Raw genomic sequence first — 22,426 nt, 5'->3', positions numbered from 1 at the left:
TTCGGGCGCGCGGAAGCTACCCGTGTGGGGGAATGGTGATCGGCGGCGTTGCGTGGAGAAAAGCCGGCGGCCAGCTATCGATCCGGGCTTGCATCAGGACTTGGCGATCTCCCGAAGCAACATCGGCACGCGCGCCCACGGTTCCGTTGCCTGCTGGTTGTGCAGACGACCGAGCGCATCGTTCTGCCCGCCGACGATGAGGATATCCGGCCACCGCGAGCAGAAGGCTTCGACGCAGGCGGGATCGAAATGCCGTCCGCTCTCGGCCCGAATGCAGTCCAAAGCGTCGTCGAACGACATGGCGCCCTTGTAGGGACGCTGCGTCGTCAAGGCGTCGAACACGTCCGCCACGGCCACGATGCGGGCCGAGAGCGGGATATCGGTCCCTGCAAGCCCCTGCGGGTAACCGCTGCCGTCCCACTTCTCGTGGTGCGATTCCGCGATTTCGGCAGCGAGGCTGATCAACTCGGATGAGCTATCGCCGAGAATACGCTTGCCGATCGCGGCATGGGTCCTGACGAGCGAAAATTCCTCCGGATCGAGCCGACCCGGTTTCAACAGCACTCCGTCCGGAATCGCGACCTTGCCGACATCGTGCAGGGGCGCTGCGAGATACAGGTTCCGGCAGACCTCTGGTGCAAGGTCGAGGGCCTCGGCCACGATCTGGCTGTAGCGCGCCACGCGCCAGGTGTGATCACCGGTGTCGTTGTCACGATACTCGACGGCAAGCGACAGGCGGAAGATGATTTCCTCCTCGCGCTCGCGCAAATGGCGCAGGGCCATCTCCACCTCGCCGTCGAGCCACGTGGCCTGCTCCGCCAATTTCCGGACGGCTTGGGCCAACCGGATGAGGTTGCGCAGCCGGACGGTGAGTTCGATGCCGCGCATGGACTTGTCGATGAAGTCGGTCGCACCGGCATCGAGCGCGGCAAGACGCACCGAGTCGGAGACATCGCTCGTCACCATGACGATCGGGACAAGACTGTAATGTGGGACCTTTCGCAAGCTTTGGATGAACTCAATCCCATCCATGGCCGGCATGTGATAATCGACCACGACGAGGTCGAAGGCGCGCATGGTCGCCTCCAACAGCCCCGCCGCCGGATCGGCATGGTCCGTCACCGCCACGTCGGGCTCAGCCTCCAGAAGGCCGCGCAGGCGCAAGCGCATGGTCGCGCTGTCATCGACCAGCAGTGCGTCCATCCTCGGATCTCCTAATCGGGGCGCGCGATTGCAGAGCTGGGGTGCAAAGCATCACGCACAGTTTTCATGTCGGCCGGCACGCACGGACCAACGCATAGCCATCAAATGGTAAATAATTTTGCCAAATTCGCCTGTCAGCAGTCGTCAAGCGAACGTTGTTCGCGGCAGTTACACCCCAGTTTCTTCAAGTCTTATCCAAATGATTTATCAGTAACGCGCTATTACTTTCTTTGATTACATATGTGAAATGAAAATAAACCGCCTAATCTGTATCGATTAGCACACTGACGCAGACTGAACCGGCAGGCGCCGTTCCCGCCTGCAGCCGGCCGGATGGCGGCCACGTGAGCGGCGCCCAGCATCGACGCGTCAGGAACGGAGCATGCGTCAGGCCTTGGGAAACAGGCACTGCCAGTTTCTGGGCTCGATCCCCGAATCGACCGGTGGGCCATGCGCCAGGGCTTCGACCTCAGCCGCGGGCTCGGTGCGGTCATCCGCAGCGACAACAATCCGTTCGCGATCGGCGACTGCATCACTCTTCAAGGCGGGGCGGTGTGCCGAAACCCGTCGTACGGAGGACCGCACAACGGCCGGCTACCTGTTCTCAGATCGGCTTTCCCGCCCTCATTTGGCACTCGAAAGCGCAATCGAGCGAGTTGATCGTTTCATAGCCTCGCGGCACTTCATTCAACCAAGCTTGATGAACTTGGCTTTGCCTTGGAACGACCAGGGCCCTTTCACGACGGACTCGGCGCAGAAGGCATCCACCGCGCGCGTAACGCCGGGAAAGCTGCCTCCGAGCCGGTCGTAATCGTCGGCGATGAACAGGCCGCCGGGCCGCAGCACTGGCCACCATGCCCGGAGGTCGGCGGCGACGGATGCTTCTTCGTGGCCGGCATCGAGATGGATCACGTCGGCGGTCACACCGCGCAGGCGCATCAACTCGGCGGCATTCACCGAGTCGAGCGGCAGTGGCACCACCCGCTCGGCGAGCCCTTCGTGCAGAACATTGGCGAGGAAGGTGCGGTAGAGGCTGGGAAAGCCGTGTTCGGTGGCGAGTTCGGTGAAAAGGCTTTCGTCCATCCAGTGATCGACGGCGCCGAGCCAGGTATCGACCGCGACGACGGTGCCGTCGATTGCGTGCTCCGCCATCGTACGAGCGAGGTAGAGCGCGCTCGCTCCCTTCCAGGTGCCAATCTCGACGACCACGCTGGGGCGATGCTGGATCACCGCCTCCTCCAGATACGGGTGAACACTGCGCCAGCCCTGAAGATCGAGGGGCCTCAGGGTGTCCGGGGGATCGGCCAAGGGATCGCGGCCGTGCCAGAGAGCGGCGATGATGTCCTGTCGGGTCATGTCTTCGGCTCGGGAGAGAGGCGGGGGATCAACAGGAGGCAGGGTTTAGCCGGCACGGGCCCCTGCGTAGAGGGCCTCGCAGCGGTCGAGCCATAAGTCGCGGGTGAACAGGCGGCGGACGCGCGCATGCGGCGCCGTGCGGGGGATCATCAGCGCCGTGCCGATCGCCTGCGCGAGGGCGGCATCGTCCTCAGGTGGAACGAGGCAGCCGACCTCGCCGACGACCTCCGCAGCCGCGCCCCTGGCGAAACCGGCCACCGGCAGGCCGCAGGCCATCGCCTCGACCACCACCAGCCCGAACGGTTCCTCCCAGCACGGCGTGAACAGGAAGACGGAGGCGCGGCCGACCTCCTGCGCCAGCGCGGGGCCGCCGAGATGGCCACCGTAACGGATCGCACCGCCAATGAGCGGGGCGACCTGCGTCTCCCAGTAGTCAGGCTCCTCGATCGGGCCGAACAGGGTGAGAGGCAGTCCGGCCCGCTGCGCGGCTCGAACGGCGAGATGCGTCCCCTTGATCGGGGCGATGCGCCCGCACCAGACGGCACTGCCGTCGCCGTGCGCTTGATAGGGCCACAGCGCGGGATCGATCCCGTTATGCAGCACCGAGACCTCGGGCGGGGCCCCGTCCGGCCACCACGCCTGCGCCTGCGCCTGGGAGGTCACGGTGATGCGGTGACCGGGGGTGACACTGTCGTGCACGCACCAGCGCAGGGCGTCGTAGGGCGGTACGTGCAGCGAGGTCACTGTCGGAACGGAGGCCGTGCGGCGGCGCTCGAGCGGCAGGCGGCTGAGGCTGTTGTTGTGCAGCACGTCGAAGCCGCCAGCCGCGATCCGGTCGCAGGCGGCGGCGTAGCCCGCATCGACATGCGCCTTCAGCCCCGGATCGCCCCGATGCTCCAGCCCTGGGAAACTCCGCTCGTGATGGACCGGGATCACCGGGTCGATCGAAAAGCGCGGGTCGCTGTCGCCGGCGGCGAACAGCACCACCGTGTGGCCGCGCGCCGACAGCCCCTCGGCGAGGTGCCAGGTATAGGCTTCCAGTCCGCCGGCGAAGGGCGGGGCGATCGGGTGGCGCAGATGGGCGAGGAGCGCGATCCTCACGCCGTCACCGGCACGGAGGCCGGTGGCACGTCCCGTTCGCGTGCGCGGGCTTCCAGATGCCGGATGACCGAGGCGGAGTTGGTGTAGGGCTGGTGGCTCTGCTGCCCGGTCAGCGCGAGATCTTCGGCGTCGGGCCGGCGCAGGATGCGGATCGGTTGCTCGGGCGTGTCGTCGATCAGGCCCATCACCTTGAAGGCGTGAAGCCAGTGGCCCATGGTGCGGTAGCCCCATTTGGCCTCGAACAATTCGGCGTTGCGCACCACGCTGTCGAGGTGGTGGATCGGGGGCATGTGGTGCGGGTGGTACTGGTGATAGGCCAGCGCGCCCTTCATCCAGGCGATGGGTAGACCGCATTGGTCGAGGATCTTGCCGAAATCGGTGTCCTCGCCGCCATAGCCTGTATACCGCTCGTCGAAGCCGCCGACCGCCTGGAACGTCGCCCGCCGAATCGCGAAGTTGAGCGACCAGAAGCAGCGATAATCGTTGCAGATCTCGATGCCCGCAGCCGGCGGACCGCGGCGGTCGGAATGCTTTTCCGCCGCCGCGGCGAGGTCGGCGTAGCGCCAGTCGCCCGCGGTGGCGTGCTCGGGCAGGTGCAGAACCTCGCCCATCAACAGACCGTCGAGTTCGGACAGCGCCCGGGCGTAGTCGGCCACGAGCTCGGGCGCCGGGATGCAATCGACGTCGAGGAAGACGATGTTCTCCCCGGTCGCCGCGGCCACGCCGCGGTTGCGCGCGGCCGCGAGCGGCAGCTCGGCGCCCGATACCAGGATCTGGCGGACCGGGAAGCCGGTCTCAGGCAGGTCGTAGGGCGCGTCCTGCATGACGGCGATGATGAATTCCGCGGGCGGCCGCGTCTGGCGTTCCAGCCCGAGGAGGACATTGCGCAGATGGGCGGGCCGTCCTTTGGCCAGGGTGACGACGGAAACGGTGGACATGCGGGGGGACAGGCTCCGGCAATCGGGAATTGTGGATCGGGGCGGACCGCTCAGCCGGCGACGACGCGCAGCGGCGTGGCGTCCGGCTCCTGCACGGCCGATCCGCCCTGCCAGAGCGCGTCGGTGAGCCCTTCCAGCCAACCGGCCGCGCGCGTAGCCGCGTCCGGTGCGTAGAGGCTGCGCAGGATGGTCCCGTCGAGGCTGCGGGCGCGGTCGAGAAGATCGCGCCATCCGTGAAAGTCGCCGGGCCAATGGGGGGCCTGCACGGCGGCGCCGAGGCGGACCAAAGCCTCGGCCTTGCGGGTCTGCTCGCCGAAATAGCGCCATTCCGGCATGACGATCAGGCGCCCTGCCACGCGCGCGACTTCGTGCACCGTGTTGTCGCCGGCCGAGGCGACCACGATGTCGGCCGCCGCGAGATAATCGGTGACCGACGGCACCCAGCCGAGTTCGCGCAGGTTGGCAAAGTCGGTCTCGTGGCCCTCGCGGTGGGTCGGCCCCAGTGTCAGCCAGAGTGCGTCGGGCGCGGCGCGGGCGGCGACCGTCAGCGGCGCGTAGGGCGTGCCGCTTCCCCCGCCGCCGGTGACCGCGACGACGATCTCGCGCTGCGGGTCGAGGCCGAGCCGGGCCCGCGCCTCGGCGCGATCCGGCACGCGATCGACGCTGGTGCAGAGCCCGCCGCTATAGAAGGTCTTATCCCGCAGATGCGCCGGGTAGTCGTCCTGCTCCAGCCGCTCGTCGAAGGGGGCGAGCATCCCGACGCAGGCCTCGTAGGCGCCGATATGGGCGATGTCGTTGCGGTCGCCGTGCATGCGGATCTGGACCGCGGGGACGCTGGCGATGCGCGCGAGCATCGCGATCTCCGCCGATACATCGACCACGAACAGCCCGACCGCCCGCTCGTCGAGATGGTCGAGGATCTGGCGCATGGTCCGGCGCATTTCGGCGAGCCCCAGCGGCACGCAGTGCATCACCGGCGGCGTCGGCTCGGCGTAGAGGCGCGGGGTCGGCACCATCGCGCCGATCATGTTCGGCAGCGTCACGATCTCGATGTCGCGGGAAAATCCGTCGAACAAGTGCGGGCCGGCGGTCAGCACCGAGACCGGACGGTCGCGGGCGAACTCGGCGGCCACCGCCATGGTGCGGTTGGCATGGCCCCGGCCCTGATGATGGACAAAGAACGCAATCGGCTTCTTCATGGCGCGTGGTTTCGAGGCTCGGATCGGGAGAAATCGAAGGCGAGGGGCAAAGCGACGGGACGACTAGGAGAAGAGGGCCTGGGGCCGCAGGGCGGCGGCGATCTCGGGCGCGCTCGGCTGGCGTAGAACGCGGATCGCCGCGGCTTCGGTATCCCAGGCGATCAATCCGGCCGCGCGGAACTGTTCGAGCCAGTACGTCATGCACCAGCGCCCGTGCCGCGCGTGGAAGCGCGTCGCGTTGGCGAGGATCGGCGCGAAGTGCTGGAGCGGCGGCACGTGGACCGGGTGGTGCTGGTGATAAGCCCGCGCGCCCGCGACCCAGAAGGTCGGCAGTCCGGACCCCGCGAGGCGCGCGGCAAGATCGGTCTCCTCGCCGCCATAGCCGACATAGTGTTCGTCCATGCCGCCGACCGCGCGCCATGCCTCGGCGGGCAGGGCGAAGGACAAGCCCCAGAGCTGCCCCGCATCGGGCTCTCGCCGCAGCCCGGTCCCGGGCAGGGGAGGCCGCGCCGGATGAGGGCGGCCCAGCCGGTCGAGCGCGGCGGGATCGGGAGCCGGGCCGCCCGCGATCGCATCCGGCGGTAGATAGAGAACCTCGCCGAGGAACAGGCCGCGCTCCGCAGCGTCAGCGTTCGCATAGGCGGCCACCAGGGTCGGACCCGGGATGCAATCCACGTCGAGAAAGACGAGGAGATCTCCGCAGGCCGCGGCCGCCGCCCGGTTGCGCGCGGCGGCGAGCGGCATCGGCTCGCCGGGCACGTGGAGGTGGCGCACCGGGCAGCCGGGATCAGGCAGATCGGGCGCCGGGTCCAGCTGCATCCATGCGATCACCAGTTCGCGCGGGCGCAGGGTCTGGCGGGCGAGCCCACGCATCAGGTTGCGCAGGCGATCGGCCCGGCCGCGGACCAGGGTGAGCACGCTCGGCGCTGGACGAGGAACCGCGTTGCCGGTCACGTGGACGCGCCGAAGCGGGGGCTACGACGCATAGGCCAGCGCCCGGCGGAAATGCAGGACGCCCTCAATGATGCCGCGGGCATGCGAAGTGCGGGCGACGTAGGAGTGTTTGAGCGCGGCGTTGCTGGCCAGCCCGTCGGAGTAGTTCGCGACGATGATCGCCTGCGTCCGGGCGCGCAGCATCTCGACATCGTTGCCGGAATCACCGGCCACGAACACGGCCTGCTCGGGCAACCCGTAGAGGGCGCGGACGTGATCGACCGCCGTTCCCTTCGAAGCCGTCGCGGGCAGGACGTCGAGGTAGCGGCCGTGGCTGTGGATCACGTTCGCCGGGAGGCCCGCCTGCACGAGGCTATCGCGCACCCGATGGGCCGTCGCCTCGTCGCCGAAGAAGCTCAGCTTGTGCGCGCGCTGCTCGAGCGGGCCCTGCGGGACGAGCCCGTCGAGTCGGCCCAAAGCCGCGCCGACCTCTCCCCGGTCCCAGGCGTCCGAGACCGCCTCGCGCCACGCGGCGTCGGCCGTGTAGGTCACGCCGTTGGCATCGAGATGGTAGATCTCCGAGCCGACCGAGGTGATCATCACCTGCGGTCGCGGGCTCGCCTGCTGCTCCAGCACCGCCATCGCGCTGTGAAAAGAGCGGCCGGTGGCAACGCCGAAGGCCAGCCCCGTCTGGCGGCTGCGCCAGCGCCGGAACGTCGCCAATGCGGATTCACATCCGACGAGCGTGTTGTCGATATCGCAGATCAGGAGTTGGCGCGGGGTCCGCAGGGGCGGGTTCCGCGCGAGCAGCGCGCCGAGCAGGTCGTGATAGCGTGCGGCGTGCCGGTCCCAATCATAGGCGGCCGCCGCGCGGGCGCCGCCGGCGACGCAGCGGGCGCGGAAGGGGGCATCCGTGAGGATGTGCAGGCAGGCGGCCGCGATCGTCGCGGGCGCGCGCGGATCGACGAGCAGCCCGTTGCCGCAGGTCTCGACGATGTCGTTGGGGCCGCCGCTGTCGGTGGCCACCAGCGGCAGGCCGGCGGCGGACGCCTCCAGAAGCGTGAGGCCGAACGGCTCGTTGAGGGCCGGGTTGACGAAGACGCCGCCGCGCTCCCGCGCATAGGCGTAGATGGCCGGCACGTCCTCCGGTCTGTGCGTCTTCGGATAGGCGACGCGGCCGTAGAGGTCGTAACGGTCGATGAGCACGAGGAGGTCGCGCATGGTCGCCGCCATGTCGCCGTCGAGCCGGTCGATGTCGTCGCGGGTGCCGGCGACGATCACGAGGTTGGCGCAGGCCTGAAGCTCCGGGCTCTCGCCATAGGCCTGAACCAGGGCCGCCAGATTCTTCCGTGCCACCGGCCGGGCCAGCGCCAGCACGGCCGGCTTGCCGGGATCGTGCAGGAACCGGTCGATCGCCGCGTCGATCCGGGGATGCGGGCGGCTCTGCGCGAAGCGGGCGAGATCGCTGCCCGGCGGCAGGACACGGGCGCGGCCGGGATCGTAAGCGGCATAGCCGGCATACTGCACCTCGGCCTCGTCGCGCGACGAAGCGATGACGAGGCTCGCCCGCGCCAGAGCCGCCTCCTCGGTGACGATCCGGCGCGACAGTTCGGGGTCGTTCGCAGCGCCGTCGCCGACCATGGCCGCCTTCACCCGCCCGAGCGAATGGGCCGTGAACACGAAGGGGATGCCGAGCCGGTCCTCGACGATCTCCGCGACCGCGGCGGCATCCGCGTAATGCGCGTGGATGATGTCGGGCGCGCGGGGCTGCCGGCCGATCCAGGCGATGAGATTCTCGGCGTAGCTCTCGACCTCGCCGTGCATCGCCTCCTTCGAGCGGTAGCCCGGTGACGCGCTCGCGAGCCGCACGAGCGCGACCTTGTCGGAGATCCGCTCTTCGGGCACGGCGTAGTCGGGGCCGGGCGGGCCCTCGAACCGACGGGTCGCCATCACGATCCGCGCGATACGCGAGTCTTGGGCCGAGGCAGCGACGAGATCGAGCAGGTATCGGATATGCCCGCCGGTGTCCGAGGTCAGGCCATACACGACATCACGGCCGCGCAGGCAGCCTTGTAGAGCAATGTGCAGAACGAACATCAGGCGTTCGTCGTGCCGAGACGATCGAAGCCGGATGTATTGAGTAAGGTGCAACACGTGATCCGCGTCGCCCAAGTCGCTCCGAACATTTTCCCCGTTCCCCCCGAACACCATGGCGGCACCGAGAGGATCGTGCACGATCTGTCCGTGGCGCTGCGAAGCTTAGGTATAGACGTAACGCTGTTCGCCTCATCGGACAGTGCGACAGACTTGCCGCGCGTCGGCGATCATCCGAGCCTTGCGGCTCTGCAACATCGGAACCGGCAGGTCCCCCCGGGGTTCCGGCGGTTCTCGACGCGTTGCAACTGGAAGCTTTGCGCCAGCGGCTCGACCGGTTCGACATCGTGCATTGTCATGGCGAGTTCGCCCATGCGGCGCTGCTGGGCCCGCGCCGGCGACAGAGCCTGACGACGGTGCACTGGCGGGTGGACGAACTCGACCGGGCGCTGTTCTTCGCAGGCTTCCCCGATCTGCCGGTCGCGGCGATCTCGGCGGCGCAGGAGGCCGGCATTCCGGCCTCGAACCGGGCCGGCGTTGTGCATCACGGGATTGCCAGGGACCGCTACACATTCCGGCCCGAGCCCGGCGCGCATGTCGCCTTCGTCGGCCGGATGACCGACCAGAAGCGCCCGGATACCGCGATCCGCGTCGCCCGCGCCGCCAGCCTGCCGATCCGGCTCGGCGGCACGATCGATGTCGGCAATCCGGACTATTTCGAGCGGAGCGTGCGCCCCTTGCTCGGGCCCGACGCGACCTATCTCGGCCCCGTCGACGATCGGGCGAAAGGCGATCTGCTCGGCGGCGCCCGGGCGCTGCTGTTCCCGATCGATTGGCCCGAGCCCTTCGGCCTCGTGATGATTGAGGCGATGGCCTGCGGCACGCCGGTGATCGCCTGGAATCGCGGCTCGGTGCCCGAGATCGTCGAGGAGGGTGTGACCGGCTTCATCGTTGCCTCGGAGGCCGAAGCGGTCGCGGCGCTGGACCGGATCAGGCAGCTCGACCGCGCGGTGGTGCGCCGCCGCTTCGAGGAGCGGTTCACCGCCGAGCGCATGGCGCGCGACTACATCGCCCTCTACCACCGTCTGCTCGCCGCCTGATGCGCACCGCACTTCTGGCCTGGGACTATCCGCCGGCGCCGAGCGGCCTCTCGACGGCGGCGCGCGAGATCGCCGAGAGCCTCGCCGCTGCTGGCGCCGAGGTGACCGTCTTCACCCTCGACCGCACCGGCCGCGAACAGGTCGGCGGCGTCACGGTCGAAGGGCTCGCCCTACCGCCCGGCGGCGGCCTGGCGCGCCTGCGCCTGTGGGGCTCGGCCGGGCATCTGGCCGCGCCGCTCGCGTTCCGGAGGGCGGTCCTGGCCGCCCATGCCCGAGCGCCCTTCGACGTGATCGAGGCGACGAACTGGTACGCGCCTGCCGTGCTGCTCGCCCGCCGTCGCGACCTGCCCCTGGTGACGCGCAGCTCGACCCCGGCCGCCTTCACCCGTGGAACCGGCGCCAGCCTGCGCGACCGCCTCGACGGACGCACGGCCGATGCGCTGGAGCGTGCCCAGGCACGGAGCAGCGCCGGCCTCATCGCCAACACGGCCGAGCACGGGGCGGTGATCGCGCGGGCCTATCGCCTTTCCGGGCGGCAACCCTCCGCCGTGATCGGCCTCAGCCTGCCGCCGGAGATTTTTTCGAACGCCCGCGCCGCGCCCTATCCGGAGACGGATGCCCCGTGCGCCTGCTCTTCGTCGGGCGGGCGGAGGCGCGCAAAGGGTTCGACGCGCTGCTCGACGCCGTCGCGATCCTTGCCGCGGAGCAGGCGGCCGGCGCCCTGCCGCCGTTCCGGCTCGATCTCGTCGGGGTGCCGCCGAACGACCTGCCGCCGGATCTGCCCGACGCCGCGCGGCAGCGCATCTCTGCCCGCGGCCGGATCGATACGGCGGCGCTGGCGCAGGCCTATGTGGACGCCCACGCGGTGCTTGCGCCATCGCGCTACGAGAGCTTCGGCCTCGTCTACCAGGAGGCCATGGCCTATGGCCGGCCGGTGGTGGCCTGTGCGGAGGATGCGAGCGCCCGCGCCTTCGTCGGCGCGTCCGGGGCGGGGCCCCTGGCGCAGGCCGCCACCGGGCCGGCGCTCGCGGATGCCCTGCGCGCGCTCCTCCTCGATCCCGGCCTGCGCCGCGCCTACCGCATGCGGGCTCTGGCGGCGGCCGGGCGCTTCGACAGGGCGAGCCTCGGGCGCGAAACCCTGGCGCTCTACGAGGCCGCGATCGCGGCGGCACGACACGGGTGATCGGCAGTGCCGACGAAAGCTCAGTCGCGGTGCGGCATCAGCAACGCATCCTCCTCTTCTGGGCGGCCACGGCCGGGATCCAGGGCCTCATAGCGGCGCGAGCGGGCCGCGACATGGGCGCGGCTCAGGCGGTGCTCGATTCCGCCGTGGAGGCTGATGAAGCTCTCGGGCCAGCCGCCCGCGAGCTGCGGTCGCTCGTGCACCCGGCCGGCGTAGCGGACGTCGTTGCGGTTCAACCGGTACTGAACGTCGGGATAGACATTCGAGAGGACGCCATCGACGCGGTTGAACCGCGCCAGCCCGATCGAGCGGACGGCGCCTGCCTCGGCGAGGGCTACGAGCGCGGGCAGGAGGTGGCCGGTGGCCGCATCAAGCGTCTCGTCGGCATCGAGCTGCAGCACCCAGGCATGGCGAGCCAGAGCCTGGAGCGCGTTGCGTTGCGCGGCGAAGTCACCTTCCAGCGGCCGTGAAGCCATGCGCACCGCCCCCGCCGGAAACCCGGCGACCGACACCGCGCCGGGCGGGGTGATGTCCGAATCGAGCAGGATCGTGATGTCATCGGTCCAGCCCGCTTGCGCCGGCAGGCTCGCGAGCACCGCATCGACCTCGGACGGACGGCAGAGCAGGCCCAGCGAGACGGGGCATTTGTCCGAACGATCGAGGGCGTAGAGGACGGCACGCGCGGCCTGCCCGTCATGGGGATGGTGCAGGGCTGCGCTTCCCTCGGCGTCGAGCGGGCGGATGCCGCGTCCGAGCCCCGTGGCGGCGGTGCGGAGGGTGTAGAGATCGAGCCCGTAGGGCGCGTCGGGATCGGATACGAACGTCTTCGCAGCGAGCGCCTCGGCCAGATGCGCGCGGCAGCGGGATGCGTCCGCCCCGCCTTCGAGCAGGACACCGCAGGAGGCGCAGGCGAGCGGAAACAGCCGCCGACGCCCATCCGGGTAGATCAGGTGCCGTTCGCTCGGCGCGAGCATGTCGGCCCCGCAGACGAAGCATCGGCGCATGGTCATCACTCCGGCATCCCCGAATCGCGGCGAAGCTCTGGTTGCGCCGGGCTGGCGCCTTACCTTCGCTGTTCCGCGAGCTTCAAACCCCGAGCCCCTGCCGCAAGTGCCCGCCGACTTCGATCTTCCCGAAGCACAACGCTTCGCTTTGCCTCCCGCCGCGTCCCTGGCCATCGTCGGCAATGCGCCTGAAATCGGTGCCGCGGCGCGTGAGATCGATGAAGCGGACTGCGTCGTGCGCTTCAACAACGCGGAGGGCTTCGGTGGCCGCACCGGCTCGCGGGTCACCCACCTTGCCCTCGTGAATCGCGGCGGTCAGATGCGGGAATGGCTGGCGGAGCAGGCCTTTCTCGAGCGGCCGGTGGTCCGGGCGGCGCAGGCCTTCATTTTGCCGTTCCCGATGCTGCCAGCGGAGGAGAACGGCCCCGAGCCGATCTGCTGGACCCGTGAGGCCCTGGCGCTGCTACGCCCCACCGGCCGCCCGATCCACATCCTGCCCGAAAATCTCCACGAGCGCGCGCGTCGCTTGCTAGCGCCGCGCACGGTCGGGCGCCCGAACCCGAGCACCGGCTTCCTCGTGACGCTTGCGCTCCTGAACGACCGTCCCCTCGAAGCCACTCCGGCGCAGGCCTACGGCTTCGGGTTCGCGGGCTGGCCCGGACATCCCTGGGCCGCCGAGCGCGCGTGGTTCGCAGAAGCCCAGGCGGCCGGGCGCGTGCGCCTACACCCTCTCGCAGATTGATCCGCTCATCATGTCCACGCTGATCACGGTGCTGAAGAGCGGCGGCCGCTACGACGCGGTCTGGGTCGAGCGACTGGCCCGCGGCGTGCGTCGCCACGCACCGGCCTTCGAGCGGATCCTCTGCCTCACCGACCTGCCGCTCGCCGTCCCGGGCGTGGAGCGCGTGCCCCTTCGCCACGATTGGCCGGCCTGGTGGGCCAAGATGGAAGCATTCCGTCCCGCCCTCACCGAAGGCACGACGCTGCTCTGCGACCTCGACACCGTGTTCACCGGCCCGGCCGACGCCCTGGCCGAGCCCGGCCTCGCGGCGATGGAGGACTACTTTCACAAGGGCCGCCTTTCCAGCGCGCTGCTGCGCTGGACCGGGGACGAGCTCGCCGGGCTCTATGAGCGCTTCGCGGCCGAGCCCGAGCGCTGGATGACGGCCGGGTCCTGCGGCCCGGTGCCCAACGCCGTGCACGGCGATCAGGTCGTCATCGACCATCTGCTGCGCGAGGCAGGCATGCGCCCGAACTTCTTCCAAGACATCGCGCCGGACCTGCTCGACTTCTACGATCCCCGACGCGCCGCTCACGGCCCTGTCGTGATCTTCATCGGTGAGTCCAAGCCGGACACCGTCTGCGGCCCGGTCCACGAGGCCTGGGCCGGCGCTTGAAGCGCGCAGCTGAGTCCGAACGGCGCTCCGGCCGCGGTGACAGCCGATTGGCGTCTGGGGATTGGCGATCCTTCTTTCATCATCAACAGCAGGCCGCCGAAAGAGATTTGGACGCTCACCGCTCAGCCGGACCAGAATCCGGGGGACCCTCAATGATCCCTTCCGCCGCGCGGGCGTTGATCGGTTCGTGTGATGTGGCGGGAGGATACGAGCCATGACGAAGCTTTTCATCGCGCGGGTGCGCAATGCTGGCGGTGAGCGCCCCCTCGTGACCGTGCGGGCCGCGGCCGAAGGCGAGGCGCGCCTGTTCGTCGAGGCGGCCTACCCGGAGGACGAGATCGTCGAGATTACCGAGCCCGGCGAGTGGGTGAGCGACAGCGACACGGGTACGAAGAACGGCGATGTGCGTGAGCATCCGGGCACCGCGTGGCAGGCGCCGACGAGCCGGGCGTAGCGCGCGGTCATGTCCTGCCTGGCCGAGGATGTGCGCGCCCTCGCGCTGATGCTGCCGGAAACGGTCGAGGGCGCGCATCAGGGCCATCCGGATTACCGGGTCGGCGGGCGGATCTTCGCGACGCTCTGGACCGATGAGGCGCGGGTGGTCGTGCCGCTGACGCCCGAGGCGCAAGCTCTGTGGCTGGACGCCGAGCCGGACGCCTTCGAACCCGTGCCGGGCGCCTGGGGCGCGCGCGGCTGGACGAGCCTCGAACTCGACCTTGTCGAAGAGGAGACCTTGCGCGGCGCGCTGCTGACCGCTTGGCGGATCGTCGCGCCGCCCGGTCTCGTTGCCCGCTACGAAGGTCTCGCGCTCGATCCGTGAATGCGGGTCAGCTTCTCAGCCCCGGCGCTTCCTGACCGGTGCTGGCCACGTATTCCGAGTAGCCGCCGCCATACTGGCGGATCCCGTCCCCGGAGACCTCAAGCACGCGGTTCGAGAGGGCGGCCAGGAAGTGCCGATCGTGGCTCACGAACAGCATCGTGCCCTCGAAGCCTGCCAGCGCGTTGATCAGCATTTCCTTGGTGGCGATGTCGAGGTGGTTGGTCGGCTCGTCGAGGACGAGGAAGTTCGGCGGGTCGTAGAGCATCTTGGCCATCACCAGCCGCGCCTTCTCGCCGCCGGACAGCACGCGGCAGGGCTTCTCGACGTCGTCGCCGGAGAAGCCGAAGCAGCCGGCGAGCGCCCGCAGCGAGCCCTGGCCCGCCTGCGGGAAGGTGCTCTCCAGATCCTCGAACACGGTCAGGTCGCCGTCGAGCAGGTCCATGGCGTGCTGGGCGAAGTAGCCGAGCTTGACGCTGCCGCCGACGGCAACGGTGCCGGCATCGGGTTGCGCCGTACCCGTGATGAGCTTCAACAGCGTCGATTTCCCGGCGCCGTTGATGCCCATCACGCACCAGCGCTCCTTGCGGCGGATCGCGAAGTCGAGGCCCTCGTAGATGATGCGGCTGCCGTAGCGCTTGTGCACGCCCTTGAGCATCGCGACGTCGTCGCCCGAGCGCGGCGCCGGCTGGAACTCGAAGGCGACGGTCTGGCGGCGGCGCGGCGGCTCGACCCGCTCGATCTTGTCGAGCTTCTTCACCCGGCTCTGGACCTGCGCGGCGTGGCTGGCGCGGGCCTTGAAGCGCTCGATGAACTTGATCTCCTTGGCGAGCATCGCCTGCTGGCGCTCGAACTGCGCCTGCTGATGCTGCTCGTTCAGCGCCCGCTGCTGCTCGTAGAAACCGTAATCACCGGAATAGGTGGTGAGCGTGCCGCCATCGATCTCGATGACCTTCGAGACGATGCGGTTCATGAACTCGCGATCGTGCGAGGTCATCAGCAGCGCGCCGTCATAGCCTTTGAGGAAGGCTTCGAGCCAGATCAGGCTCTCGAGGTCGAGGTGGTTGCTCGGCTCGTCGAGCAGCATCACGTCGGGGCGCATCAGCAGGATGCGGGCGAGCGCGACGCGCATCTTCCAGCCGCCCGAAAGCCGGCCGACATCGCCGTCCATCATCTCCTGGGAGAAGCCGAGCCCGGCCAGAACCTCGTAGGCGCGGCCTTCGAGCGCGTAGCCGTCGAGTTCCTCGAAGCGGGCCTGCACCTCGCCGTAGCGCTCGATCAGCGCCTCCATCTCGTCGGCGCGGTCGGGATCGGCGAGACCGGCCTCCAACTCCTTCAGCTCGGCCGCGACGACGCTGACCGGGCCCGCGCCGTCCATGACTTCGGCGACGACCGTGCGTCCGGCCATCTCGCCGACATCCTGGCTGAAATAGCCGATGGTGATGCCGCGCTCCGAGGAGACCTGCCCCTCGTCGGGCTGCTCCTGTCCGGTCATCATCCGGAAGAGCGTGGTCTTGCCGGCACCGTTCGGGCCGACGAGGCCCGCTTTCTCGCCCTTCTGAAGGGCGGCGGACGCCTCGATGAAGACGATCTGACGACCGTTCTGCTTGCCGATCTTGTCGAGGCGAATCATGCGTCCGCGAGGCCTGGTTGGTGGTCTGGGGGCGGTGTGCCGGGAAGGGAGCGCTCGCGCCTTACGCCAAGGGCGCGGCGAGCGGAAGCAGAGGGGCTTCAGGGCAGGTCCGCTTCAGGCGCCCGCGAGGTTTTCGGCCGCCGGTGTCCGACAGACCAAGGAAGGCGAGCAATCGATCGAATTTTTATCGGTGAGGCAAATCGAGTTCGATTAGTGGCTACCGAACCGAACCTCAGAAGACATCATATGTTGTCGGCGGTCGTCGGCGCCAAATTATCCGTAGAGTTGCAGCTTATTAACCGTGCCTGCCTCACATGATTGTGATCCGAGGCGAACGGGGCCGCGCGCGGATACTCTTTGACGGTCCCCGCGACGCGAACAGATGCGCTGGTTCACAAATCTCAAGCTGATCGGAAAACTCGCCATTCCGGTGGCACTGGTCGCACTGGTCGCGGCCGGTATCGTCGGTCTGGCGCGGAATACGCTCGGCCAACTGCAACGCGGGACACAGGAGGTCGTCGATGTGCGCGCGGCGCGGGTCATCACCGCCTTGCAGACCGCGCTCGCCATCGACGAGGCCGTGATCAGCGAAAAGAACATCATCCTCGAGACCGACGCCGCGATCCTGTCGGCGCAGCGCGAGCGGTTCGAGGCATCGCGGGCGCGGGCGCTTGCCGGCGCAGACCACCTGATCGCCATCGCGGATACCGACGCGCGCCGGGCGATGCTGACCGAGGTCAAAGCGACGATTTCCGGCTTCTTCGCGACGGTCGAGCGTTCGATCGCCCTGGGACTGAAGAACCAGAAGGAGCAGGCGTTCAAGGTCTCTGCGGATGAGGTGCGCCCGGTCCGGACAAAGGCGATCGAGGCGATCCAGAAGCGCATCGCGGCCAATATCAGCGATCTCGAGGATGCCAAGCGGGAGGCCGCCGACGTCGGCTCGTCCGCTGCCCTAGCGCTGACGGTCATCGCGGTCGTCGGCCTGCTGCTGTCCTTCGGGTTACTCGGGGTGATCGTGATCGTGGGCGTCGTGCGCCCCATCGGCCGGCTCGTGCGCGTGCTTCAGCGGATGGCCGAAGGCGCGATCGAGACCGAGATCGCCGAGGCGCGCCGCGGCGACGAGATCGGCGCCGTCGCCCGCGCCGTCGAGGCCATCAAGGCGCTCGTGGCGCGCAAGGCCGCCGAGCAGGCGGAAATGAAGCGCGTGGCGGATGAAGCCGCGGCGATCGAGCGCCGCCGCACCATGATCGAGTTGGCCGATGGCTTCGAGCGTGCCGTCGGCGGTGTCGTCGGGATGGTGTCGTCCTCCGCCACCGAGCTGCAGGCGACCGCCCAGCAGATGACGGCCACCGCGACCGAGACCGCCAGCCAATCGACCACCGTCGCGGCTGCGGCGGAGGAGGCGGCCTCCAATGTCGGCACCGTCGCCGCCGCCGCGGAGGAACTCGGTGCCTCGGTCCACGAGATCGGCCGGCAGGTCGGCGCGTCGGCGGACATGGCGCAGCGCGCCGTCGGCGAGGCGGACCACAGCGCCGCCCTCATTCATGAACTGAGCCAGGCCGCGGCGCGGATCGGCGACGTGGTGAACCTCATCGCCACCATCGCCAGCCAGACCAACCTGCTCGCGCTCAACGCCACCATCGAGGCGGCGCGGGCCGGGGAGGCGGGGCGTGGCTTTGCCGTGGTCGCGAGCGAGGTGAAGGAACTCGCCGCGCAGACCTCGCGGGCGACGGAGGAGATTTCCGGGCAGATCGCGCAGATCCAGGGCGCCACCGGTCAGGCGGTGACGGCGATCGGCGGCATCACAGGGCGCATCCGCGAAATCAACGCGGTGGCGACGACGATCGCCGCGGCCGTCGAGGAGCAGGGAGCCGCGACCCAGGAGATCGTGCGCAACGTCTCACAGGCGGCCGTGGGCGCGGGCGAAGTCACCAGCAACATCGCGGGCGTGGCGCAGGCATCGGAGGAAACCGGAGCCGCCGCCACACAAGTTCTGGCCTCGGCCTCGGAGCTGTCGCAGCAATCCGAGCATCTGCGGGCGGAAGTTGCGCGCTTCCTTGCGACGGTGCGCGCGGCCTGAACCGGGCCCCACACGAATTGAAAAAGGGGACGCCTCACGGCGTCCCCTTTTTCGTTCGTCGAGCGAGTTTCGAAGGGGTCACTGAGCGCCGGCAACCCCGTTCGGACGGTGCCTCAGCCCGGTACCTTCTTATGGGTCACGGCGGCGGCCACTTCGTCGGGCCGGACCTCGTCGCCGGCCACCGCGCCCGAAAGCGCTGCGGCGTGGAGGGCCAGTACGGGCACGAAGACGAGCGCCATCATCAGCGCCACAACGAGCACCACGCTGCCGTTACCGCCGGATTTCGCCGCGCGGGAGCGCGCACGGCGGGAAATGACATTGGAGTCAGTCATGGCTCACCTTTTTGTCGGACCAGCCGCCAAGGCCGGTCGCGGGTGAGCCGGATCAGACGATCAGGCGCAGAACACGCGGGTGGCCGAAGGCGGCGTGGTCGATCGACTACTGTCGTCGGGCATTGGGGTCGGAAGTTCCTGTGGAGCCGCGCATCGCGCGCACGGCGACGATGAGCAGACAACGCGCGCTTGCAGGATCGGTTCGATCCCGTCAAGTCCGAACGTCGTTGCGCGCTGTGAATGTGGGCGGTCGTCGCGTTCCGACATCATCGGCGATCGGCGGCGGACCTGCGCGAACGTGTGCAGTGCAACTCGCGTTGGGACACCATGTCGAACGACACGATCATCTGGACGCAGGGCGGCATCGCCGAGGTGCCCCTGCTGCGCTTCACCGGCCGAATCGGCGCGATCGAGGTCGCTACCGTCGAGTATGACGGATCGAACCGCCTCTGGACGTGGTGGAGCCCGCTCGCCGAGGACATCTGGGGCCATGCGCAGGAGCCGGAGGGGGCCAAACAGGCCGCCGAACTCTGGCTGCGCAACTGGCTCGAGAATTTCCGGCCGTTCTTCGAGGCAGGCCGCTGAACGCATCAGGCGGCGACGGGCGCTGCGTCCCGGCTGCGCCACATGTAGCGGGCGAGGATCGAGCGGTACGGCGCGAACTGCGCGGCCACCGCGACCGTATCCTCAGTCCCTGCGAGCCGCCGCAGGACGCCGACCGCGGCCACGTCGCCCACGGGCCAGATATCCGGATCGAGAAAGTGGAAGATGCCGGCCATGTCGGCGGTCCACGGCCCGACCCCGCGGATACGGCATAGAACGGCCGATCGCTCGGCATGCGGGTACGTCGCGAGTTCCGGGCCGAGCAGGCCGGCCTCCTCGGCCCCGCGGATGGCGTGGAGCGCCCGCACCTTGTTCGCCGAGACGCCGCAACTGCGCAGCAGAACCTCGGTGCCGGGAATGAACAGATCGCGCGGCGTGCCGTCTTGAGCCGCGGCAGCCGCCTCGATCCGCGTCCAGATCGAGAGGGCGGCCTTCGTCGAGAGCTGCTGGTTGACGACCTCGACGAACAGGCGCTCAGCCAAGCTGGCATGCGCGGGCGGCGCGATCTCGATCGGGCCGATTGCCGCGATGGCGGCTCGCAATGGCTCCGCAACCGTGGCGGCCGTTCGGAGCATCCTTTCGTAGATATCCGCGTCGAGCATCTTCTTCCTGGGGCGACGATGACCACCGCCGGGAAACGCCCGGCATCGTCCACCGCTCCGCCTTCCCGCCTCCGCGTTTGACCCGCAGCGGCCGCGCAGCCCCTTGATCAGAAGCGCGTCGTGAGCGCGGTCAGCCAATCCGGCGAAGCATCGACCAGTGTGGTTTCGAGCGCCCGATCATAGCCCGACAGAATCAGGGCGCCGGTGGCGACGAGGATCACGCCGAGCGCGAGCTTGAGCCCCTTGCCGACGCCCATCATCCGCGCGCGCCAGCGGATCAGCACCTCGCGCGACAGCATCCCGAGGGCGACGAGGGGGAGGGCGGCCCCGAGGCCGAAGACCAGCATGGTGGCCGCCACAGTGCCGAGGTCGCGCCCCTGGGCGGCAAGCAGGGAGGCTGCGCCGAGGGTCGGGCCGACGCAGGGGCTCCAGACGGCGCCGAGAAGGAGGCCGACGGCGAACTGACCCGCCAGCCCCGCGGTCGCAACCCCGCCGAATCGCTGCTCCGCCCAGTTGCTCAACGGCCCGGCCGCAACGGCGAACCGATTCTGCGCCGCCGGTACGATCAGGATGATACCGAGCACCACCAGCAGCGCCGCCGCGACGGAGCGAAACCAGTCGCCGTCGAGGCCGAGCGCGAACCCGATCGTCGCGATGAACAGCCCGATCGCGACGAAGGAGAGCGCCAGACCGGCGGCGAGTGCCACGGGCCCGAAGCGATGCTCCGCGACCGCCGCGCCCAGCACCAGCGGAAGCAGCGGCAGCACGCAGGGCGACAGCACCGAGAGGAGGCCGGCAAGGAAGGCGAGGCCGAGATGGCTGGCCATGGTGCGGCTCGAAACCCTTCGCCGAGACGTCCCCAGTCACACGCCGTCCGGATCGCCTCGGCCGGGTGCCCTCGTCTCCCGGCTTTCTCTACAGGCGAACGCCGTGCCCCGCATCGGCCGGCCGCCTTCCCTTGGTGCCGCATCCCAGGCGGCCCTCTGTCTTCGCCGCCGTGCCCAGCTCACCCGTGCCCATGCGTCGGCATGGACGCGTTCCCCCGGATCAGCTCCCGGCCGGCATAGAGGCCGCCGACGACCTGCAGGTCGAGGCGTTCCGCGTCGCGCCGACGGACCTCGGCCATGATCTCGCCGGCCGCGTCCGGATCGGCCCCGATCGTCACCAGCGCCTGCTCACCCAGCGCGAAGGCCGATTCGAGCGTCTCGCGCATCTGGTAGGCGACGCCCGCCTCGATCAGCTCCACCGCGTGCTCGCGGTCACGGGCACGCGCCAGCACCGGAACCAGCGGAAACTCCGCCTTCGCAAGTTCCGCGATGCGCTTGGCCATGGCGCGGTCGTCGATGCAGATCAGGATCGCTCGCGCCGTCGCGGCGCCGGCCGCGCGCAGGATGTCGAGCCGGGCCCCATCGCCGTAATAGACCTTGAAGCCGAACCCCTCGGCGAGGCGGATGTTGTCGGCGTTGGTGTCGATGATCGAGACCGAGCACCCGCGCGAGATCAGCGGCTGGCTGACGATCTGCCCGAAGCGGCCGAACCCGATGATCAAGGCGCTGCCGACGAGATCCTCCGGCGCCTCGACGCCGTCCGTGGACGCGGTGGCCTTCGGCCCGAGGCGATCGAAGGCGATGACGGTCAGCGGCGTGATCGCCATCGACAGGATGACGGTGGCCGTCAGGATCGCGTTGGTCGTGCCGTCGATGATCCCGGCACTCGCCGCCGCCGCGTAGAGCACGAAAGCGAATTCGCCGCCCTGCGCCATCAGGGCCGTCCGCTCCAGCGCTTCGGCATGTTTGGTGCGCAGGGCCCGGGCGACCCCGTAGATGACGAGGCTTTTGACCGCCATGTAGGCGGCCACGCTCATGAGGATCAGACCCCAGTTCGCTGCGATCACCGCGAGATCGAGGGACATCCCGACGCCGAGGAAGAACAGGCCGAGCAGGATGCCGCGGAACGGCTCGACATCGGCCTCCAACTGGTGGCGGAAGCTCGATTCCGAGAGCAGCACGCCGGCGAGGAAGGCCCCCATTGCCATCGAGAGGCCGCCGAGCTGCATCGCCAGCGCCGAGCCGAGCACGACCAGCAGCGCCGCCGCGGTCATCACCTCCCGCGCCTTCGCCGCCGCGAGCAGGCGGAACAGCGGGTTGAGCAGCCAGCGGCCCGCGGCCACGAGCGCGGCGATGGAAACCAGGGCGATGGCGACGGCGATGGCGCGCTCGGTCCCGCTCGTCTCGGCGCCACCGGGCGCGAGCAGCGCGACGGCGGCCAGCAGCGGCACGATGGCGAGATCTTCAAGCAGCAGGATGGCGACGATCCGCTGGCCTTTCGGCGTCGAGAGCGAGCCGCGTTCTTCGAGAAGCTGCATGACGATGGCGGTCGAAGTGAGCACGAAGCCGGTGCCGGCCACGAAGGCCACGACGACCGGAAACCCCATGGCGACGCCGACCAGCGTGAGGGCGGCGATGCAGGCGCCGACCTGCGCGAGGCCGAGACCGAAGATTTCGCGGCGCATGCCCCAGAGCCGCGACGGCTCCATCTCCAATCCGATGATGAAGAGGAACATCACGACGCCGAGTTCGGCGACGTGAAGGATCGCGTGGGCGTCGGTGAAGAGGCCGACGCCGAACGGCCCGATGGCCAACCCCGCCACGAGGTAGCCGAGGACCGAGCCGAGCCCGAGCCGCTTGAACAACGGAACGGCGACGACGCCCGCGGCGAGAAGGGAGACGACCTGAACGAGTTCGTTCGCGGCCCCGGATGCTTCGATCGCCATGGCGTGGTCGGACCTCTGGACGTGTTGGAAAGCGCCGGTCGGGCGCGGGGCGGAGCGTGCGGGCAGGGGGCGCGCAGC

Annotated in this window: 20 protein-coding genes and 1 pseudogene; 8 read left to right on the top strand and 13 right to left on the bottom strand. The window is 69.2% G+C overall.

Annotated features, from left to right (window positions below):
• Positions 1-93 precede the first annotated feature (93 nt).
• The 7 genes from MSPGM_RS00930 to MSPGM_RS00900 form a co-directional block, all read right to left on the bottom strand.
• Positions 94-1,203 (bottom strand): HD domain-containing phosphohydrolase, encoded by a 1,110-nt coding sequence (locus MSPGM_RS00930; protein ID WP_012252022.1) that lies wholly within the window; start codon positions 1,201-1,203, stop codon positions 94-96.
• A gap of 687 nt (positions 1,204-1,890) precedes the next feature.
• Positions 1,891-2,559, bottom strand: a complete 669-nt coding sequence (locus tag MSPGM_RS00925; protein WP_003604984.1) for a class I SAM-dependent methyltransferase — start codon at positions 2,557-2,559, stop codon at positions 1,891-1,893.
• Between the two features lie 45 nt (positions 2,560-2,604).
• Positions 2,605-3,660 carry a glycosyltransferase family 4 protein gene (locus MSPGM_RS00920; protein ID WP_003604980.1) on the bottom strand — a complete coding sequence of 352 codons (1,056 nt, stop codon included), beginning with the start codon at positions 3,658-3,660 and terminating at the stop codon, positions 2,605-2,607.
• Positions 3,657-4,598, bottom strand: a complete 942-nt coding sequence (locus MSPGM_RS00915; RefSeq protein ID WP_003604978.1) for a glycosyltransferase family 2 protein — start codon at positions 4,596-4,598, stop codon at positions 3,657-3,659. Before MSPGM_RS00915 ends, MSPGM_RS00920 begins: the two co-directional genes overlap by 4 nt.
• Before the next feature lie 50 nt (positions 4,599-4,648).
• On the bottom strand, positions 4,649-5,797 hold the full coding sequence (locus MSPGM_RS00910) for a glycosyltransferase (RefSeq protein WP_003604976.1): 1,149 nt from the start codon (positions 5,795-5,797) through the stop codon (positions 4,649-4,651).
• A gap of 63 nt (positions 5,798-5,860) precedes the next feature.
• Complete coding sequence (locus tag MSPGM_RS00905) at positions 5,861-6,715, bottom strand: glycosyltransferase family 2 protein (protein ID WP_261926121.1); 855 nt, start codon at positions 6,713-6,715, stop codon at positions 5,861-5,863.
• 57 nt (positions 6,716-6,772) lie between these two features.
• A complete protein-coding gene (locus MSPGM_RS00900) occupies positions 6,773-8,827 on the bottom strand; it encodes an HAD-IIB family hydrolase (protein ID WP_012751985.1) in 2,055 nt (684 codons plus the stop codon).
• Positions 8,828-9,126: 299 nt separating this feature from the next.
• On the opposite strand from MSPGM_RS00900, the gene MSPGM_RS00895 reads away from it, so the two are divergent.
• Together MSPGM_RS00895 and MSPGM_RS00890 are read left to right on the top strand one after the other, a co-directional pair.
• Positions 9,127-9,924, top strand: coding sequence for a glycosyltransferase (locus MSPGM_RS00895; RefSeq protein ID WP_261926120.1), 798 nt, complete (start codon positions 9,127-9,129; stop codon positions 9,922-9,924).
• Positions 9,924-11,107 (top strand): annotated as a pseudogene (locus tag MSPGM_RS00890) (glycosyltransferase family 4 protein). Before MSPGM_RS00895 ends, MSPGM_RS00890 begins: the two are co-directional and overlap by 1 nt.
• Before the next feature lie 20 nt (positions 11,108-11,127).
• Here the strand turns inward: MSPGM_RS00890 and MSPGM_RS00885 are convergent.
• Positions 11,128-12,111 (bottom strand): hypothetical protein, encoded by a 984-nt coding sequence (locus MSPGM_RS00885; RefSeq protein ID WP_003600700.1) that lies wholly within the window; start codon positions 12,109-12,111, stop codon positions 11,128-11,130.
• Positions 12,112-12,217: 106 nt separating this feature from the next.
• Between MSPGM_RS00885 and MSPGM_RS00880 the strand changes: the two genes are divergently transcribed.
• The 4 genes from MSPGM_RS00880 (at position 12,218) to MSPGM_RS00865 (ending at position 14,328) form a co-directional block, all read left to right on the top strand.
• Positions 12,218-12,853: a hypothetical protein gene (locus MSPGM_RS00880; RefSeq protein WP_012751982.1), complete on the top strand. Its 636-nt coding sequence runs from the start codon at positions 12,218-12,220 to the stop codon at positions 12,851-12,853.
• Positions 12,854-12,863: 10 nt separating this feature from the next.
• Positions 12,864-13,508, top strand: a complete 645-nt coding sequence (locus tag MSPGM_RS00875; protein ID WP_003600696.1) for a hypothetical protein — start codon at positions 12,864-12,866, stop codon at positions 13,506-13,508.
• A gap of 214 nt (positions 13,509-13,722) precedes the next feature.
• Positions 13,723-13,962: a hypothetical protein gene (locus MSPGM_RS00870; protein ID WP_003600694.1), complete on the top strand. Its 240-nt coding sequence runs from the start codon at positions 13,723-13,725 to the stop codon at positions 13,960-13,962.
• A gap of 9 nt (positions 13,963-13,971) precedes the next feature.
• Positions 13,972-14,328, top strand: coding sequence for an MmcQ/YjbR family DNA-binding protein (locus MSPGM_RS00865; protein WP_261926119.1), 357 nt, complete (start codon positions 13,972-13,974; stop codon positions 14,326-14,328).
• Positions 14,329-14,335: 7 nt separating this feature from the next.
• On the opposite strand, the gene MSPGM_RS00860 is transcribed toward MSPGM_RS00865, so the two are convergent.
• Positions 14,336-15,958, bottom strand: coding sequence for an ABC-F family ATP-binding cassette domain-containing protein (locus MSPGM_RS00860; RefSeq protein ID WP_003600685.1), 1,623 nt, complete (start codon positions 15,956-15,958; stop codon positions 14,336-14,338).
• Between the two features lie 382 nt (positions 15,959-16,340).
• On the opposite strand from MSPGM_RS00860, the gene MSPGM_RS00855 reads away from it, so the two are divergent.
• Complete coding sequence (locus MSPGM_RS00855) at positions 16,341-18,038, top strand: methyl-accepting chemotaxis protein (protein WP_003600684.1); 1,698 nt, start codon at positions 16,341-16,343, stop codon at positions 18,036-18,038.
• 113 nt (positions 18,039-18,151) lie between these two features.
• On the opposite strand, the gene MSPGM_RS00850 is transcribed toward MSPGM_RS00855, so the two are convergent.
• The gene (locus tag MSPGM_RS00850; RefSeq protein ID WP_003600683.1) at positions 18,152-18,370 is read right to left on the bottom strand and encodes a hypothetical protein; all 219 of its coding nucleotides are present in this window, start codon (positions 18,368-18,370) and stop codon (positions 18,152-18,154) included.
• A gap of 327 nt (positions 18,371-18,697) precedes the next feature.
• On the opposite strand from MSPGM_RS00850, the gene MSPGM_RS00845 reads away from it, so the two are divergent.
• Complete coding sequence (locus MSPGM_RS00845) at positions 18,698-18,955, top strand: hypothetical protein (protein ID WP_003600682.1); 258 nt, start codon at positions 18,698-18,700, stop codon at positions 18,953-18,955.
• Between the two features lie 5 nt (positions 18,956-18,960).
• Here the strand turns inward: MSPGM_RS00845 and MSPGM_RS00840 are convergent, their stop codons facing one another.
• The 3 genes from MSPGM_RS00840 to MSPGM_RS00830 form a co-directional block, all read right to left on the bottom strand.
• On the bottom strand, positions 18,961-19,575 hold the full coding sequence (locus MSPGM_RS00840) for a DNA-3-methyladenine glycosylase family protein (protein WP_012751981.1): 615 nt from the start codon (positions 19,573-19,575) through the stop codon (positions 18,961-18,963).
• Between the two features lie 107 nt (positions 19,576-19,682).
• A complete protein-coding gene (locus MSPGM_RS00835; protein ID WP_003600680.1) occupies positions 19,683-20,402 on the bottom strand; it encodes a cytochrome c biogenesis CcdA family protein in 720 nt (239 codons plus the stop codon).
• Positions 20,403-20,581: 179 nt separating this feature from the next.
• Positions 20,582-22,348, bottom strand: coding sequence for a monovalent cation:proton antiporter-2 (CPA2) family protein (locus MSPGM_RS00830; protein ID WP_003600679.1), 1,767 nt, complete (start codon positions 22,346-22,348; stop codon positions 20,582-20,584).
• Between the last annotated feature and the right edge of the window lie 78 nt (positions 22,349-22,426).

It is taken from the genome of Methylorubrum sp. GM97 (assembly GCF_024347855.1).
In the GTDB taxonomy this organism is placed as follows: domain Bacteria; phylum Pseudomonadota; class Alphaproteobacteria; order Rhizobiales; family Beijerinckiaceae; genus Methylobacterium; species Methylobacterium extorquens.
The sequence above is the reverse complement of the archived record's forward strand: the minus strand, read 5'-3'. Positions and strand labels throughout refer to the sequence as shown.